Genomic DNA, 15,066 nt, shown 5'->3' with positions numbered 1-15,066 from the left:
AAATAAAATCACGCTACCGCCCTTGGCTTAACAGCTACCAATGCACTACTCTAAAACTTCAGTCTTTTGCTCAACTTAAAAATCAAATAAAAACAAACAGTTAAGTCACATACTTACATACCTGTTGTTTATAAAAGCCTAATTCTCATACATCTAAACAGGCATTACAAGAGAAAGGAGTAGGTAAATATGTAATCACATATCATTAATATACCAATCGATACATAAAAATTACGAATTAAGAGATAGTTGAGCAATTTCTTGTTTTATCAACTGTTCTAAAAGGTCTATATGCCCCTCATCGTCGTTCAACGCAGGAATATATTCAAATTTCTCGCCACCGGCGTGCATGAAAATCTCCCGGTTCTGCTCCTTGATCTCCTCCAGTGTTTCAAGACAATCAGCAGAGAAACCAGGGCAGATCAGCTGAATATGCTTAATACCTTGGGCGGGGAGACTTTTTAATGTCTCGTCGGTATAAGGCGTCAACCAAGGTTCACGACCAAAGCGAGACTGATATGTCATCATGATATTTTCGGCTGGCAACACCAATTTGCCACGTAACGCGCGGCTAGTATCTTCACAGCGTTGTGGATAATCATCCCCCAGTTGAGCATAGCGCTTAGGAATACCATGGAAGGAAAGTATTAGTCTGTCAGGTTTGCCATGCAGCGCAAAAGCACGTTCAACACTTTGCTGTAATGCCGAAATATAGGTGGGATGTTCGGCATAATCACGGATAAAAGAAACCGATGGTAACCGACGATATCCTTTCAGAATACGGGCAACAGCGTCCCATACAGCGGCACTGGTCGAACAGGAATATTGCGGATAAAGCGGCAAAACCACCAGCTTAGTCACACCTTGGGCTAATAACTTATCGATAGCATCTGGCAGATTTGGTGAGCCATAACTCATACCTAACTCAACCGGGATCTCTGGCATACGTGCCGCCAATGCTTTCTGTTGCCGCCGACTATAGACCAATAACGGTGACCCTTCGTCCATCCAGACTGATTGGTATAATTTAGCCACGCGAGGAGATCGAATAGGCAAAATGACACCGCGTAACAGAGGCCACCACAGCCACGGGGAAGTATCAACCACCCGGCGGTCACTCAGGAATTCAGTCAGATAGCGTTTTACTGCTTGCGGTGTTGGGGCGTCCGGTGTCCCCAAGTTGACCATTAATACGCCGAGCTTACTTTGCATGATGCAAAATCCTTGTGGGGGATATTACGCTTATTATTCGAGCTTACGAATAAGTCTTCAACGAGATCCGTAAAACGAGAAAGGCGACCTTAGGCCGCCTTAGCTATCTTACCATCCAGAATTAACCGAGAATAGTCGCCAGTTCTGCACTGACTTCTGCTACTTTACGGGTTCCGTCCAGCTTAAAATATTGCGTATTGCCTGCATCAGCTTCTTTACGATAGTAAGAAACGAGTGGTGCGGTTTGTTGATGATATTCGATCAGACGTTTGCGAACAGTGGCTTCCTGATCGTCTTTACGAATAGTAAGTTCATCACCTGTCACATCATCTTTATCTTCAACTTTAGGTGGGTTGAATTTAATGTGGTAAACACGGCCTGAAGCAGCATGTACTCGACGCCCGACGATGCGTTCAACAATCAACTCGTCTGGTACAGCAAACTCCAGCACATAATCAACCTTGATACCGGCTTCTTTCATGGCATCAGCCTGAGGAATAGTACGTGGGAACCCGTCTAACAGGAAACCATCACGGCAATCGTCCTGGGTGATACGCTCTTTAACCAATGCGATAACCAGCTCATCAGTAACCAGTTTGCCGGCATCCATTATTTCTTTCGCTTTCAGACCTAACTCAGAACCTGCTTTTACAGCGGCGCGCAACATATCACCAGTAGAGATTTGCGGAATACCGTATTTCTCCATGATGAATTGAGCCTGAGTACCCTTACCAGCGCCCGGAGCGCCCAGCAGAATGATACGCATTGCGTAAATCCCCTTGCTATGTAGTTTTTCTATGTGTTTTTACTTAGAGCCTATCCCATTAGGGCTATTTTATTTGCCATTTTGAACCAAGGCAGTGCTCAGGATCCTCACGTACGATGTGTACGCTCCGGCTCTTCCGCGCTGTCCATGTTCAAACTGGCCGCAACAATGACGCCAACGGGGATAAGCTCTTAAAAAAATCGAAATTGCGGAAAACAAGCAACCATACCATTTTCAGGGGGGTTGGCTCAAGGCGCGCGAGGCCGGTTAGCAGGAGAGAATCAATGACATCCAGGAGAAATAAAAAAACAACCCATTGAAAATAAATAAAAAAATGCCTCAGATAACATATCTATCTGAGGCGCTCTATTACTCAATTAAGCCGTTAATAACTGATTCATTCTGCGGATAAACTGGTTAGGATCATCTAATGTTCCCCGTTCAGCTAACAGCGATTGATCCAGTAATAACTCTACCCATTCAGCAAACTGAGCATCGTCAGTCACATCAGCAGCGCGTTTAACCAAGCTATGTTCAGGATTTAATTCAAAGATATACTTCACTTCTGGTGCCTGTTGGCCCGCAGCAGCAAACAATTTCGCCATCTGCGTACTCATTTCATCGGCATCAGTCGTCACTATCGCTGGCGTATCCGTCAAACGATGCGTCAGGCGGACATCTTTCACGCGTTCGCCCAGCAGGGTTTTAACCCGCTCAACGAATGGCTCCAGCGCTTTATCGGCCTCTTGCTGATCTGGACGCTCTTCATCTGCCAGCTTATTCAGTGAGTCATCTGCTTTGCTGACTGACTGGAAAACTTTACCGTCAAACTCGGTCAGGTAGCTCATCATCCATTCATCGATGCGATCAGATAACAGCAATACTTCAATGCCTTTTTTGCGGAACAGTTCCAGATGAGGGCTGTTCTTCGCCGCAGCATAGCTGTCAGCAGTGATGTAATAAATCTTCTCCTGCCCTTCAGTCATACGGCTGACATAATCTTCCAAAGACACTGTCTGCGCTGAGCTGTCGGTATGGGTTGAAGCAAAGCGTAGTAACTTGGCAATAGTTTCTTTATTGCTACCGTCTTCCGCTGGGCCTTCCTTAAGCGCCATACCGAACTGCTGCCAGAACTGCTGATATTTCTCAGCATCATCTTTAGCCAGTTTTTCCAGCATTTGCAGCACACGTTTAGTCAGCGCACTACGTAGATTCTGAGTAATGCGGCTGTCTTGCAGAATCTCACGCGAGACGTTCAGCGGTAGATCATTAGAATCTATTAAACCACGAACAAAACGCAGGTAATTCGGCATGAACTGCTCAGCATCATCCATAATGAACACGCGCTGCACGTAAAGTTTCAAACCATGCTTATGGTCGCGATTCCACATATCCCACGGGGCCTGAGCTGGGATATACAGCAAGCTGGTATACTCCTGCTTACCTTCGACGCGGTTATGGCTCCAACTCATCGGGTCGGTGAAATCATGCGCGATATGTTTATAGAATGCTTTATATTCGTCGTCAGTAATCTCTGCTTTGCCGCGCGTCCATAATGCCTGAGCTTTATTGATTTTCTCCCAGGTGACCGTGCCGTCTTCTTCATTTTTGCTTTGAATTTCAACTGGCAAAGCAATATGGTCTGAATATTTACTGATGACTGAGCGCAAGCGCCAATCATCCAAATACTCGTCTTCACCTTCACGCAGATGCAGGGTTATCTCTGTACCACGCTCTTCTTTGGTGATATCCGCGATGGTGTAGTCACCCTCGCCTGCCGATTCCCAGAATACGCCAGCATCAGCAGGCGCACCGGCTGCACGGGTACGGACGGTGACTTTATCTGCCACAATAAATGCGGAGTAGAAACCGACACCAAACTGGCCGATTAATTGGCTATCTTTGGCTTGATCTGAACCAATAGACTCAAGGAATGCTTTGGTCCCTGACTTCGCGATGGTACCAAGATTATCAATAACTTCGTCACGGCTCATACCGATGCCGTTATCACTTAGAGTCAAAGTACGCTTTTCTTTATCAAAAGATAAACGCACTCTCAGCTCACCGTCGCCCTCAAATAATTCAGGATTAGACAGCGCGCGGAAACGCAGTTTGTCTGCCGCATCAGAGGCATTAGAGATCAACTCGCGCAAGAAAATTTCTTTATTGGAATAAAGCGAGTGAATCATCAAATGGAGGAGTTGTTTTACTTCAGACTGGAATCCACGGGTTTCTTGACCTTTCATACTCATTAATTACCTCAATCCAAATTACCGACAGGTACATAAAATCGAACAATGAGTATCAGATGGGGCCAATAGGTGAAAGTTTCAAGTATGAGGATAGAAAAAAATAGAGAATCGAGGGCGATTGACTTATTATCCCTAACGAATTTATTCGTAAGATAATCAATAACAAGACTGTCGCCCACAATAAATAATGGGATCAATACTTAATAGGATTACGCCCAGCCAGTGAGTGCGATAATGTCGTACCATCAACCATTTCCAGTTCGCCGCCTACTGGTACGCCATGAGCGATACGGCTGGCTAATACGCCATACTGACCACACATCTGGCCGATATAGTTGGCAGTGGCATCCCCTTCTACGGTCGGATTAGTTGCCAAAATGACTTCAGTGATAGTTTCAGTTTCAAGCCGTTTTTCCAGCAAATCCAAACCAATATCGCCAGGGCCAATGCCATCCATGGGAGATAAATGCCCCATCAACACAAAGTAACGCCCACCAAACTGGCCGGTTTGTTCAATAGCATGGATATCTGCCGGGCTTTCGACCACACAGAGTTGGCCATTCTGCTGCCGGCGTGGGTTGGAGCAGATAGTGCAACGGTCTTGCTCGGTAAATGTCCGGCAATCAGCACAGTGACCGATTTCGGACATCGCACGGGTCAATGACTGCGCCAGCCGCATTCCACCACTACGATCACGCTGTAGCAGTTGGAATGCCATACGTTGCGCTGATTTCGGGCCAACGCCCGGCAGGCAGCGCAACGCCTCCATTAATGACTCAAGGAGTGGACTGGTTTGCATCAGAACGGCATCTTAAAGCCTGGTGGTAATTGCATACCACTGGAGACCGAAGCCATTTTCTCTTTTTGCGTTTCATCGATACGACGCGCGGCATCGTTCAATGCCGCAGCAATCAAATCTTCCAGCATTTCTTTATCTTCTTCAACCAATAGGCTTGGGTCAATTTCAACCCGGCGGCAGTTATGCGCCCCATTGATGGTTACTTTTACCAAGCCCGCGCCAGATTCACCGGTAACTTCCAATTTGGCGACTTCTTCCTGCATCTGCTGCATTTTTTCCTGCATCTGCTGGGCTTGTTTCATTAAATTGCCAATACCGCCTTTACCAAACATAGTCATCTCTCATAGCAAGGGGCCGCGTCAGTACACCATGCACTTACCGCAGCGGTTAAACCGGCCGGATACTCTCTTCATCCAATTCTGCATCGAAGAAACGACGCAGTGTCTGAATATTATTATCCGCAATAATCGACTGGCGTGCTTGTGCCAGCTTTTCTTCATAAATGGCCTGCCGCCATTCCAGCGGAGTACGCTCCGCCGGGTTGTCATCTTCGATAACGCTAAGTGTGACAGCATTACCGTGTAATTCACTCAATGCATCAGCCAGCGCCTTTTGTGCCGTGGGCGAATTTAAATGCCGCTGGCTAGAACGCAGGTGAAGACAAATATTACCCGGTTCTATTTCTTCTTTAAATGCATTCAACGCAAGCTGCTGTACCAATTTCGGAACATGTAGCTTATCTATCTCTGCCGCCCAAGGATCCCGCACCATGGCGTCTTCAGCCAATTTGGCAGAAAGCTCCGGTGTTTTTTCATGCTCTAACGCAGAGCGCAACGCCTTAGGCGTGGTAACTGGCTCAGCTACGACCTCAGACTGATTCTGCGCGGTCCAACGATAAGCTTCTTTCTTCGCCGGTTTCTTTTCTTCGGTTGATTTAGCGGCCAGACGCTGCTGGCTGCGCTCAGTCACCGAAGCTAGACGCTCCAGTGCCGAGGTTGCCGGCCGCGCTTTTCCTGGCGCTGCCGGCTCATTCTTTTTTGGTGTGGTTGTCCCGGATTGTCGCAACAACTGGGTCCGTGCCTGAAGGAGCTGCGCAGTAGAATCTGGGAGCTGAGTACTCACTTCAGCGGCAAGCCCTAGCGGTGGTGCATCTTGCGGTGGCCCTGAGTGAGTAGATGCGGGCTGTTGCGTATTTGGGGAGTGCTGCGGTGCATTGTTACCCCCAATCGCTGCTGGCGCACTGACAGATACACTCTGCGGTTCGGCAATTATCGCTTTAGGATGAAAAGCTAACGCTCGCAATAAGGTCATTTCAACCCCCATGCGGCGATCCGGCGCATAAGCCAGCTCTTTGCGGCCCACTAACAGAATTTGATAATATAACTGAATATCAGCAGGTGGCAATGTGCGGGCCAGTTCGCGTAACCGAGGCTCAACCGTCGCATAGTGATTATCCAACATTGATGGCAGCAGTTGCACCATCGCAATGCGGTGCAGCAAACTTAGGGTTTCGACCAATAAGTTTTCCCAATCGACACCACGTGATGCCGCTTGTTCTACCTGAGCCATCACCCGCGCACCATCGGCACTGACCAGCGCCTCGATAATCGCCAAGGGTTGCTCGTCATCCAGCGTTCCCAGCATTTGACTGACTGTAGCTGTCGTCACATGCCCATCGCCCATCGCAACGGCCTGATCTGTCAGACTAAGCGCATCTCGCATACTGCCATCGGCCGCCCGTGCCAATAATTGCAATGCACGCGCATCACTACTGATTTGCTCTGCCAATAATATTTTTTCAAGCTGCCCACGGATAACCTCAACATCAATCACTTTGAGATGGAATTGCAAACAGCGGGAAAGGATGGTCACCGGCAGTTTCTGAGGGTCCGTAGTCGCCAGCAAGAATTTCACATGGGCTGGCGGCTCTTCAAGTGTTTTTAGTAGCGCATTGAAACTGTGGCGCGACAGCATATGCACTTCATCAATTAAGTACACTTTGAAGCGGCCACGGGCTGGAGCATATTGAACGTTATCCAGCAGTTCTCGGGTATCTTCTACCTTCGTGCGCGAGGCGGCATCTATCTCGATCAGGTCAACAAAACGGCCTTGCTCGATCTCCAGGCAGTTAGCACAGGTACCGCAAGGCGTCGCTGTAATGCCGGTTTCGCAGTTAAGACCTTTGGCTAATAGCCGTGCAATCGACGTCTTGCCAACGCCACGGGTGCCGGAGAATAGATAGGCGTGATGAATTCGCCCTAATGAAAGGCCATTAGCCAGCGCCGTCAGGACATGCTCCTGACCAACGACGTCTGCGAACGTTTGGGGGCGCCACTTACGGGCAAGGACCTGATAGCTCATTAATACTTCATCATTGATTTATAAAGAATAATTTAATCACCAGTAAAAAAACCACTATTTAACCTACATATATTAAGTGGTTTGTTTTTGAACACATTAACCCGAATAGCTACAGGTTGAATCTTAGTGTACCAGTACGCCCATCGTCATTCCCACAAATTTACTTTGTGGAAGTAGAGTTGTCGATTCTTTGTACCCTGCGATGCCGTAATAAACCCGTTCTTATTTCCTTTCGGACTCTCCCCCATGTTGAAAGAATCGATATTGCCAGCAATGAATTTTACAACGGTGGCCTGTTCATTTTTATTCCACAATCTGGATGTTATGCTGGCAATCTATTCCGAAATACCGGCCTTAGTACGATTGGAAATTTGCTCTGACAGGTAACGGAGATTAGCAGAGTGTAAGGTGCTTCCCTGACTGCTGGATTTTGCATGGTATTCAATCGGTGCCGATGCCTAGGCTATCAAGAAGTTATAGTTAATAATCAGCGGCACCCAGTTTGGGTCAATTAACAATGGACGAATTTATGACAAGTAAAAAAAGAGGGATGGGCTATATTGCTATCGTCGTTGATGATTACGATAAAGCGATTGAATTTTATACCGAAAAGTTAGGTTTTTTTCTGCGAGAAGATGAGGCACAACCAGGGAAACGTTGGGTGTCGGTTTCGCCGACAGAAGACAGTGAGTGTCGTTTATTGCTAGCTCGGGCATCCAATGACCATCAAACTGCGTTTATTGGTAATCAATGTGGTGGTCGAGTATTCCTTTTTCTTGAGACAGATAACTTCTGGCGTGATTATGAGTTGATGAAATCAAAAGGAGTGACATTCTGCGAAGAACCTCGCAAAGAGGAATATGGCATGGTGGTTGTATTCGAAGATATTTACGGTAATCGCTGGGATCTTTACCAAAAATAGTGAGTATAATTAGTGCGTTAGGAAAACAATAATGATAAGAATCATCTCGGTGAGAAGTCACCCTGAGTATAAAGATCAATCTATCCGCTATTTTCAGAATAAGTGGGCCACGGAAGAGACTAAAATGCTTTATCAGGATTGCATCAGTCTTTGTATTGCAGCTAAAAATCCTTTACCTCAATGGTATTTGATGGAAATGAATAATGAAATTATTGGTTGCGCTGGATTAATCACCAATGATTTTATTAGCCGTATGGATCTGTACCCTTGGTTATGTGCGCTTTATATTGAAGAGCAACACCGAGGGTATGCTTATGGTGAATTACTGATCAAGCATATTGCTAAAGAAACCAAACAATTAGGTTTTGATACACTACATTTATGTACTGACCATATCGGGTTCTACGAAAAGTATGGTTTTACTTTTACTGGATTGGGTTATCACCCATGGGGCGAGTCTTCACGTATTTATTCGCTGCCACTCTAATAAGTGAATGGCAGTTTGCATTGATAATATTTTCCCAACATTCATCGAATAATCTGACAGTCACCGTTGATGACCACCAGATTATTATGCCTACCATCTTTCAGTCCAGAGTGCTGTTGGCTTTTTTCACTCACCCAAATCATCTATCTGGGTAAGTTTATCGGGATGTATTCACTTGCAGCCTACCTGCAACTCCACATTCTTTGGGGATAAAATCAATGCCCGCTGAACGAGACCAAACTATAGCAAGTGATCCCTTGCTGAGTCAGGCGCGCTTCGCCACCCAATTCAGGCAAATCAATCACAAATGCAGCGTCAGTCACGACGCCACCCAGCCGACGTATGAGCTTAACCGTTGCCTCGATTGTGCCGCCGGTAGCCAGCAAATCGTCAATCACTAAGACATTATCGCCCGGTTTAATGCTATCGGTGTGGATCTCAAGTTTGTCCGTGCCATACTCCAACTCATAGCTTTCGCTGATAGTTTCCCGCGGCAATTTACCGGGTTTACGCACCGGAACAAAACCGACACCCAGCGACAGGGCGACCGGAGCACCAAACAGAAAGCCGCGAGCTTCAGTACCCACTACTTTAGTCACGCCTTTACCCAGATAGCGCTCTACCAGCAATTCGATGCTAGCGGCATAGGCTAATGGATCTTCTAGCAAGCTGGTCACATCACGAAACAGTATTCCCGCTTTTGGATAATCGGGGATGGTTTTGATACTGTCTTTAATATATTGAAGCTGTTGTGCTGTATTAGGTGCAGTAGCGGTCATAATTTGTGCCTGATAAAACTGCTGTACATACTTAAGCGCGGCCAGTCGATGTTAAATGGCATCGGCTGAGTAACTTAGTCTCACTATCGATAATACTCCGATAGTTAAAGTCACTGCATCCTTAACATTAAGGATGCAACGAGGGATTACCCCGCGCACGAAAACGCTCAAATCTATGCAAACTGGCACTAAAATGCAACTAGTGTGAATTGCTCAGCGCCGTTTTTGTTGCGATAGGTCAATAACTGGCATTCGCCACATAAAGGTCAACAGTAGGATTAACATAATAAGTAATACGCCTCTCACCCACCAGATTTTCACCAACCAAAGTGAAACAGCAAATGTAAGTATGGTAACCAGTATTGCCTTCCATTTAGTGCCCACAGGCAATGCTCGATGTTGTTGCCAGGTACGTATATAGCTACCAAACCATGAACGGTAGAGCAACCAGTGATGAAATCGCGGGGAGGATCGTGCAAAACACCAAGCGGCCAACAGCAAAAACGGTGTGGTGGGTAACAGAGGAAGCACGACACCTAACGTTGCCAATATCACCGCCAGCCAACCCAAGGTTATCAAAAACCAACGAGACATAAGCTCCCTTTATCATCACTTTAATGAAGCGTTATCATTAACCCATGCGTTGAACATCATCAATAGATATTCTTGCCATTATTTGCACAAGACATCGGTATCTATTTTATTTACCCTCCTCCAAGCTTGTATCTGCCGCCATTCGAAGGCAAGCTGGCGGGAAATGCCAAGGAGAAGCGCCATGAGTACGGAAAAATTATTGCAGGTGCTTGAAAGCCAAATTGAAGCGCTGTCAGCGCAAGTTGGCCCTCAGGCAAACACCCCCTCTCAGCAAGCCCGTTTTGATCTAAACCTGTTTGGTAATCATGGCAACCGTTTCCGCGATTATCTTCAGGAAATACGTAAAAATATGGTCCAACTAAAGCAGGTGGTTGCTGATAATCGCACACAACAGGTTGCTTTTCTCGCTGAAAAACTGGTTGCCCAGATTTCTGCATTGCAAAGAGAATTGGCTACACAAAAATTAAGAAAATCCAATCCTGAACCTCGGGATAATAAATTGGACCCTTACCATAAGCTGGCTGAACATCAAGATTATGAACGGCGAATATTGGCCATGATTCAGGATAGAGAGAGCCAACTTGGTAAGCAAAGTTTGTTATCTGAGCAGCAGAAAATACAGAAAGAGCTAGCGGCACTCGAGGGGCGCCTAATGCGCTGCCGGCAGGCGTTGATAAGAATAGAACGCAGTATTGAGAAAAAAGAGAACGGTTTTTGAATATTTGTCACATTTTTTGAATCATTGAGATTCCGACAGCAAATAGTTCTCTATAATGTTTATGCCCGCCCTCTTTCAAATGCAGATGTTGACGGCTTGCGTTCACCCGAATTACTGACTGGTGTCAGTTAATCGGGATTACCTCGCTTACCGCTTTCCAGCATGTTGAAATCTAGTGGGTATATAGGTTGAATCAGGTCAGGTGGAACCCTGGTACGATATTCACACCCGACTTCCCGATTAACTGCAAATCAAATGTTGGTCAGATTATGTCAGTTGAAAAAGCTCCACCAGAACTGCAACTGGCAGTAGATCTTATCTATCTGCTGGAATGCAATGAGATAGCGCCCGAGACAGCACTGGCGGCGTTAGCGATCGTGCAACTTGATTATCAGCGTAAGCTCCGCCGTCAAAACTCAGATTGAAGATATCACTTCTGCTATTTAGCCAAGGCGATACACTAACGTGTCGCCTTAGTGATGCAGGTATATGACCCGACCTGTAGAGACTCCATCAGTAATGGCGCGCTACTGCCTATACAGCCTAATGCCTTAAGCAAGCGGCTTATTGATATCCGGTAAGTCAGGCTTAGTATCTCCCAATTCCGATTGCTCAGCCGGTAAGCCTTGTTTATCAAGCGGGCGACTGACTTCCTGAACCTCGGTACCATCTGGTTTGTGCAGATACACTTCCAACTGGTTAAAGGCGATATTAATGTCATTATCACGACATAACTTATCAATAGCCCTGTTCAATTCATCCACCGTATAGCTGCGATCTCTCAATTCACGAACATACAGGCGTAACTCATGATCAAGAGTGCTGGAACCGAAGTTTAGGAAGAAGACTTGTGGTTCAGGATCAACCATAACTCGTGGATTCTCATGGGCGGCTTGTAACAGTACATCTTTTACTTTCGCCAGATCAGAACCATAGGCGACACCCACTTTAATGATGATGCGCGTAATGGTATCTGATAGTGACCAGTTGATCAGGCGCTCGGTAACAAATGCTTTGTTCGGAATAATGACTTCTTTACGGTCAAAATCGGTAATTGTCGTCGCACGGATGCGTATCTTGCTGACATTCCCCGAAAAAGTACCAATGGTAATGGTATCGCCGATACGAACGGGCCGCTCAAACAGAATAATCAAACCGGATACAAAGTTGGCAAAGATTTCCTGCAAGCCAAACCCCAAACCAACAGACAGTGCCGCCACTAACCATTGCAATTTATCCCACGAAACACCGAGCGAACTTAACGCGGTTATCCCACCGACCGCCGTGATGAGATAAGTCAGAATGGTGGTGATGGCATAAGAAGTGCCTTGGCGCAGTTGCAGGCGCGACAATACCACAACCTCAAGTAAGCCCGGCAAGTTACGAGTCAGAACATAGGCCACCACCAATGCCATCAAAGCCACCAGCATATTCCCCAAGGTCACAGCCTGCGCGACGCTAGCACCAGCGACTGTTGAGGTGTAATGCCACAAAGAGATACTATCCAGATAGGAAATAACCGTTATCAGGTCCGCCCAAATCCAATAGAAACAAGTGGCAAAAATCAGGAAGAGCGCCATCGTTGTCAGGCGTAATGACTGTTGGTTAATTTGGTCCAAGGCTAATGGCGGCTCTTCAACCGGCTCACCACCTTCAGCCCCCTCTTTCACCAAACTTTGCCGCCGGGCAATTGCCCTACGATAGGCCAAACGCCGCGCGGCAACCCCTAAACCTCGAATTGCCGTCAGGTAAACGATATTCCACAGGAACAATAAGTACAGGCTATCAATCCAGCGACCAGCCAGTTGCAGTGTCGTATAAAAATATCCTGCCATCATTAAGCCAATCAATATGATGGGGGTTACAGCAACCGCAGTCACAATCACCAACCGCACCGCATGGGAATCTTTTTCACGCCAACTATCGCGGCAGAATGGATAGACAAACAGGGCCAGCAGTGCCAATGCAATAACAATAACAATTTGCCCGATGACATCATCGACCAATCGAAGTGGACTTTTCTCTCCCAATTCCGACCAGAATATCACCGGCAACAATGCCCCCCCTAATCGCACCATTTGGCGGCGATAATGCGCGCATCGGTCAGCCGCAATCATAAAGTGTCGCTCGGTAATTCCCCCTGGCGAGAGCATACGATAGGTCAGATCAAATATTAGCCAGAACAGCGCCAAACGTTGGAATAAGCTCCAGAGGAAGTCACTAAGATTAAAGTCTGAACGCAGACACCAATAGCCAAAACCTAGGATAATTAAGGCCCCAGGCAAGACTTTCAGTAAAGTGAGCATAATGGCATTTGGCGTATGCATTTGGCTGTCGTGCTTGAGTTGCCCGACGTCAGCCGCCAGTCTATCCAAATGTTTATTAATGATGTTATAGCGTGATCGGATCACCCCCACCACAATCAACATGGGTAGCAAGAACACCACTGATTTGATCAACCCCGCTAACACATCACCCGGTGACAGGGTAAAGTGAAAATTGCTCAGTTCAGATTTAAGTGCGCCCGGTAAGGCTTTTAGCCAAGACCAGTCCATCGGTTTATTGCTACTGACCCAAAAAATCTGCTGTGTCAGAGTATGTTGCAGTGATTCATTGACGCTGAGCAACTGCTGTTGGTTAATTTGCAGATTGATAGCCAATGTCAGTTGGTTACCCAACTGTTTATTCAACTGATCCAGTAGCTCACGGCGGATATCAACAATTTGCCCCAGCGCGTCTTCTACATCAGGACTGATCTTCTCTTTACTGTCATTCATCAGGGTTTGGATATAGTCATCCCCCTGGAATAGCTGGTCACGTTGCTGATTTATTTCAAATTGCTCCAAGCGCAAGTCAGCAATACGTGGACCCATATTGGTTATCAAACCAGCAGCCGGTAAATTGAGCTGCTGTTGATACAAGATACGCGAAAGCAACAAGCTACCGCGTAATACGGTAATTTGTTCTTTTAAGTTACGTTCCGATTGCAGCGCGCGGTCCAGCCAGTTTTTAACTCTAATATTCTGTTGTACCAGGGTGTTGCCTTCTTTCGTGGCATTAATCAGGCGCTGACTTAATTCTTTGTTAATCGTCAGTTCTCGGCTAACTAACGGATCATTTTGAATATCAGTTGCATCATTAGGTGCTTGCGCTTCTTTGGCTGTTTTTTCTGATAGGATTAATCGTTTGCCGCTGACCACCTCTTGCAGTAGCTGTACGTAGCGCTCCAGTTGGTTTATGTGAGCAGTAGTGTAATCCCGTTGTTTTTGCAGTAAATCCTGTAAGGTGGTGTTAGCTTCCAGATTTTTACGTTGCAAATCCAGCTGCGCATTTAACATCACCTGCTCAGTCAATAACTCTTGCTGCTGGGTTGGACGCAGAACCTCTTGATTTGGCGCTAATCCATTGAGTTGATTGCGAATCTGCATTAAACGCATTGATGCGTTATACATCGCACTCTGCACCCGTTCGGGCTGAGTTTGCAGGGCAATTAACTGGCTATTATAAGCGGAGAGGTCTTCCTGAGCTGATTGTAAATCATCCAGCGTTTCATTTAGACGTGATTCCAATTGGCGCAGCGAATAATTCGCCAATGACTCCCGAGTCAGCGTGTCAGCGGTACTATTCTTAAGCGCATCCAGCCCCTCTGTCGCCTGCCGTAATTTTGCGGGAGCTTGTGCCAGTTGTTGTTTAAGTTGACTGGCCTCTTGCTTGGTACGCTCAATGGTATCAAGGTATTCCAACGTTTTAGTTAGATCCTGCTGTGATAGCTTTTCCGCTGGCGACAATATTTTTTGTTTTGATAGTGTATCCAGTTGGCTTAATACCTCAGTGCGGGTCGGCACATCAATATTGATTCCAGATGCAAAAGTCGATGGCAAAGATATAAAGGCAATTATAAGCAGGGTAAGCATTGTCTGAAGGCGTAATAAAAATGCCCCCACTGACGTCATGACTGGCATGGATAAGGGTAAAGAATATTGATTATGGGATCTGCTGCTCATATTTGAACTTCATTTCAACAGAGAGGCTGAAATCCTATCACGTTCAGTCTCGAGTAATAATAAGAAAAATCTTTCAGAACGTGAATAGCTGTAATAATGCGGGCTGTTACGCAGTTGTTGTTGAATAGGATGTAACAACCAGCAATATCGGTTGATTCGGGGAAGAGCAGTA

At 46.4% G+C, this 15,066-nt stretch carries 13 protein-coding genes and 1 other annotated feature; of the genes, 4 read left to right on the top strand and 9 right to left on the bottom strand.

The features are described from left to right. Nucleotides 1-231 precede the first annotated feature (231 nt). The 6 genes from hemH to dnaX form a co-directional block, all read right to left on the bottom strand. Nucleotides 232-1,215, bottom strand: coding sequence for a ferrochelatase (gene hemH, locus Q2T72_RS05690; RefSeq protein ID WP_372569857.1), 984 nt, complete (start codon nt 1,213-1,215; stop codon nt 232-234). 118 nt (nt 1,216-1,333) lie between these two features. Beyond that, entirely contained in the window at nt 1,334-1,978 is a 645-nt protein-coding gene (adk, locus tag Q2T72_RS05685; protein ID WP_083159957.1) for an adenylate kinase, read from the bottom strand. Between the two features lie 377 nt (nt 1,979-2,355). Then, the gene (gene htpG, locus Q2T72_RS05680) at nt 2,356-4,224 is read right to left on the bottom strand and encodes a molecular chaperone HtpG (RefSeq protein ID WP_372559842.1); all 1,869 of its coding nucleotides are present in this window, start codon (nt 4,222-4,224) and stop codon (nt 2,356-2,358) included. Nucleotides 4,225-4,423: 199 nt separating this feature from the next. Beyond that, entirely contained in the window at nt 4,424-5,029 is a 606-nt protein-coding gene (gene recR / locus Q2T72_RS05675; protein WP_083159961.1) for a recombination mediator RecR, read from the bottom strand. Further along, entirely contained in the window at nt 5,029-5,361 is a 333-nt protein-coding gene (locus tag Q2T72_RS05670; protein WP_019081276.1) for a YbaB/EbfC family nucleoid-associated protein, read from the bottom strand. The genes recR and Q2T72_RS05670 overlap by 1 nt, the downstream gene beginning before the upstream one ends. A gap of 55 nt (nt 5,362-5,416) precedes the next feature. Continuing rightward, a complete protein-coding gene (gene dnaX, locus Q2T72_RS05665; protein WP_083159963.1) occupies nt 5,417-7,390 on the bottom strand; it encodes a DNA polymerase III subunit gamma/tau in 1,974 nt (657 codons plus the stop codon). Further along, nucleotides 6,023-6,086, bottom strand: a sequence feature (DnaX frameshifting element). Its footprint overlaps the gene before it by 64 nt. Nucleotides 7,391-7,919: 529 nt before the next feature. On the opposite strand from dnaX, the gene Q2T72_RS05660 reads away from it, so the two are divergent. Continuing rightward, the gene (locus tag Q2T72_RS05660; RefSeq protein WP_372558216.1) at nt 7,920-8,312 is read left to right on the top strand and encodes a VOC family protein; all 393 of its coding nucleotides are present in this window, start codon (nt 7,920-7,922) and stop codon (nt 8,310-8,312) included. A 31-nt stretch (nt 8,313-8,343) separates the two neighbouring features. After that, nucleotides 8,344-8,799: a GNAT family N-acetyltransferase gene (locus tag Q2T72_RS05655; RefSeq protein WP_372568774.1), complete on the top strand. Its 456-nt coding sequence runs from the start codon at nt 8,344-8,346 to the stop codon at nt 8,797-8,799. A 215-nt stretch (nt 8,800-9,014) separates the two neighbouring features. Here the strand turns inward: Q2T72_RS05655 and apt are convergent, their stop codons facing one another. Together apt and Q2T72_RS05645 are read right to left on the bottom strand one after the other, a co-directional pair. Beyond that, nucleotides 9,015-9,578 carry an adenine phosphoribosyltransferase gene (gene apt / locus Q2T72_RS05650; RefSeq protein ID WP_083159969.1) on the bottom strand — a complete coding sequence of 188 codons (564 nt, stop codon included), beginning with the start codon at nt 9,576-9,578 and terminating at the stop codon, nt 9,015-9,017. Between the two features lie 213 nt (nt 9,579-9,791). Beyond that, nucleotides 9,792-10,172 carry a DUF454 family protein gene (locus Q2T72_RS05645; RefSeq protein ID WP_372568773.1) on the bottom strand — a complete coding sequence of 127 codons (381 nt, stop codon included), beginning with the start codon at nt 10,170-10,172 and terminating at the stop codon, nt 9,792-9,794. Nucleotides 10,173-10,353: 181 nt separating this feature from the next. On the opposite strand from Q2T72_RS05645, the gene priC reads away from it, so the two are divergent. Continuing rightward, nucleotides 10,354-10,890, top strand: coding sequence for a primosomal replication protein PriC (priC, locus tag Q2T72_RS05640; RefSeq protein ID WP_083159973.1), 537 nt, complete (start codon nt 10,354-10,356; stop codon nt 10,888-10,890). Nucleotides 10,891-11,159: 269 nt separating this feature from the next. Beyond that, complete coding sequence (gene rsmS / locus Q2T72_RS05635; RefSeq protein WP_050086075.1) at nt 11,160-11,315, top strand: pleiotropic regulatory protein RsmS; 156 nt, start codon at nt 11,160-11,162, stop codon at nt 11,313-11,315. Between the two features lie 126 nt (nt 11,316-11,441). Here rsmS and mscK read toward each other — a convergent pair whose 3' ends face one another. After that, a complete protein-coding gene (mscK, locus tag Q2T72_RS05630) occupies nt 11,442-14,894 on the bottom strand; it encodes a mechanosensitive channel MscK (protein ID WP_193784714.1) in 3,453 nt (1,150 codons plus the stop codon). Between the last annotated feature and the right edge of the window lie 172 nt (nt 14,895-15,066).

It is taken from the genome of Yersinia sp. 2466 StPb PI, assembly GCF_041538325.1.
Taxonomy (GTDB): domain Bacteria; phylum Pseudomonadota; class Gammaproteobacteria; order Enterobacterales; family Enterobacteriaceae; genus Yersinia; species Yersinia enterocolitica_E.
This window is presented reverse-complemented; position numbering and strand designations above follow the sequence as displayed.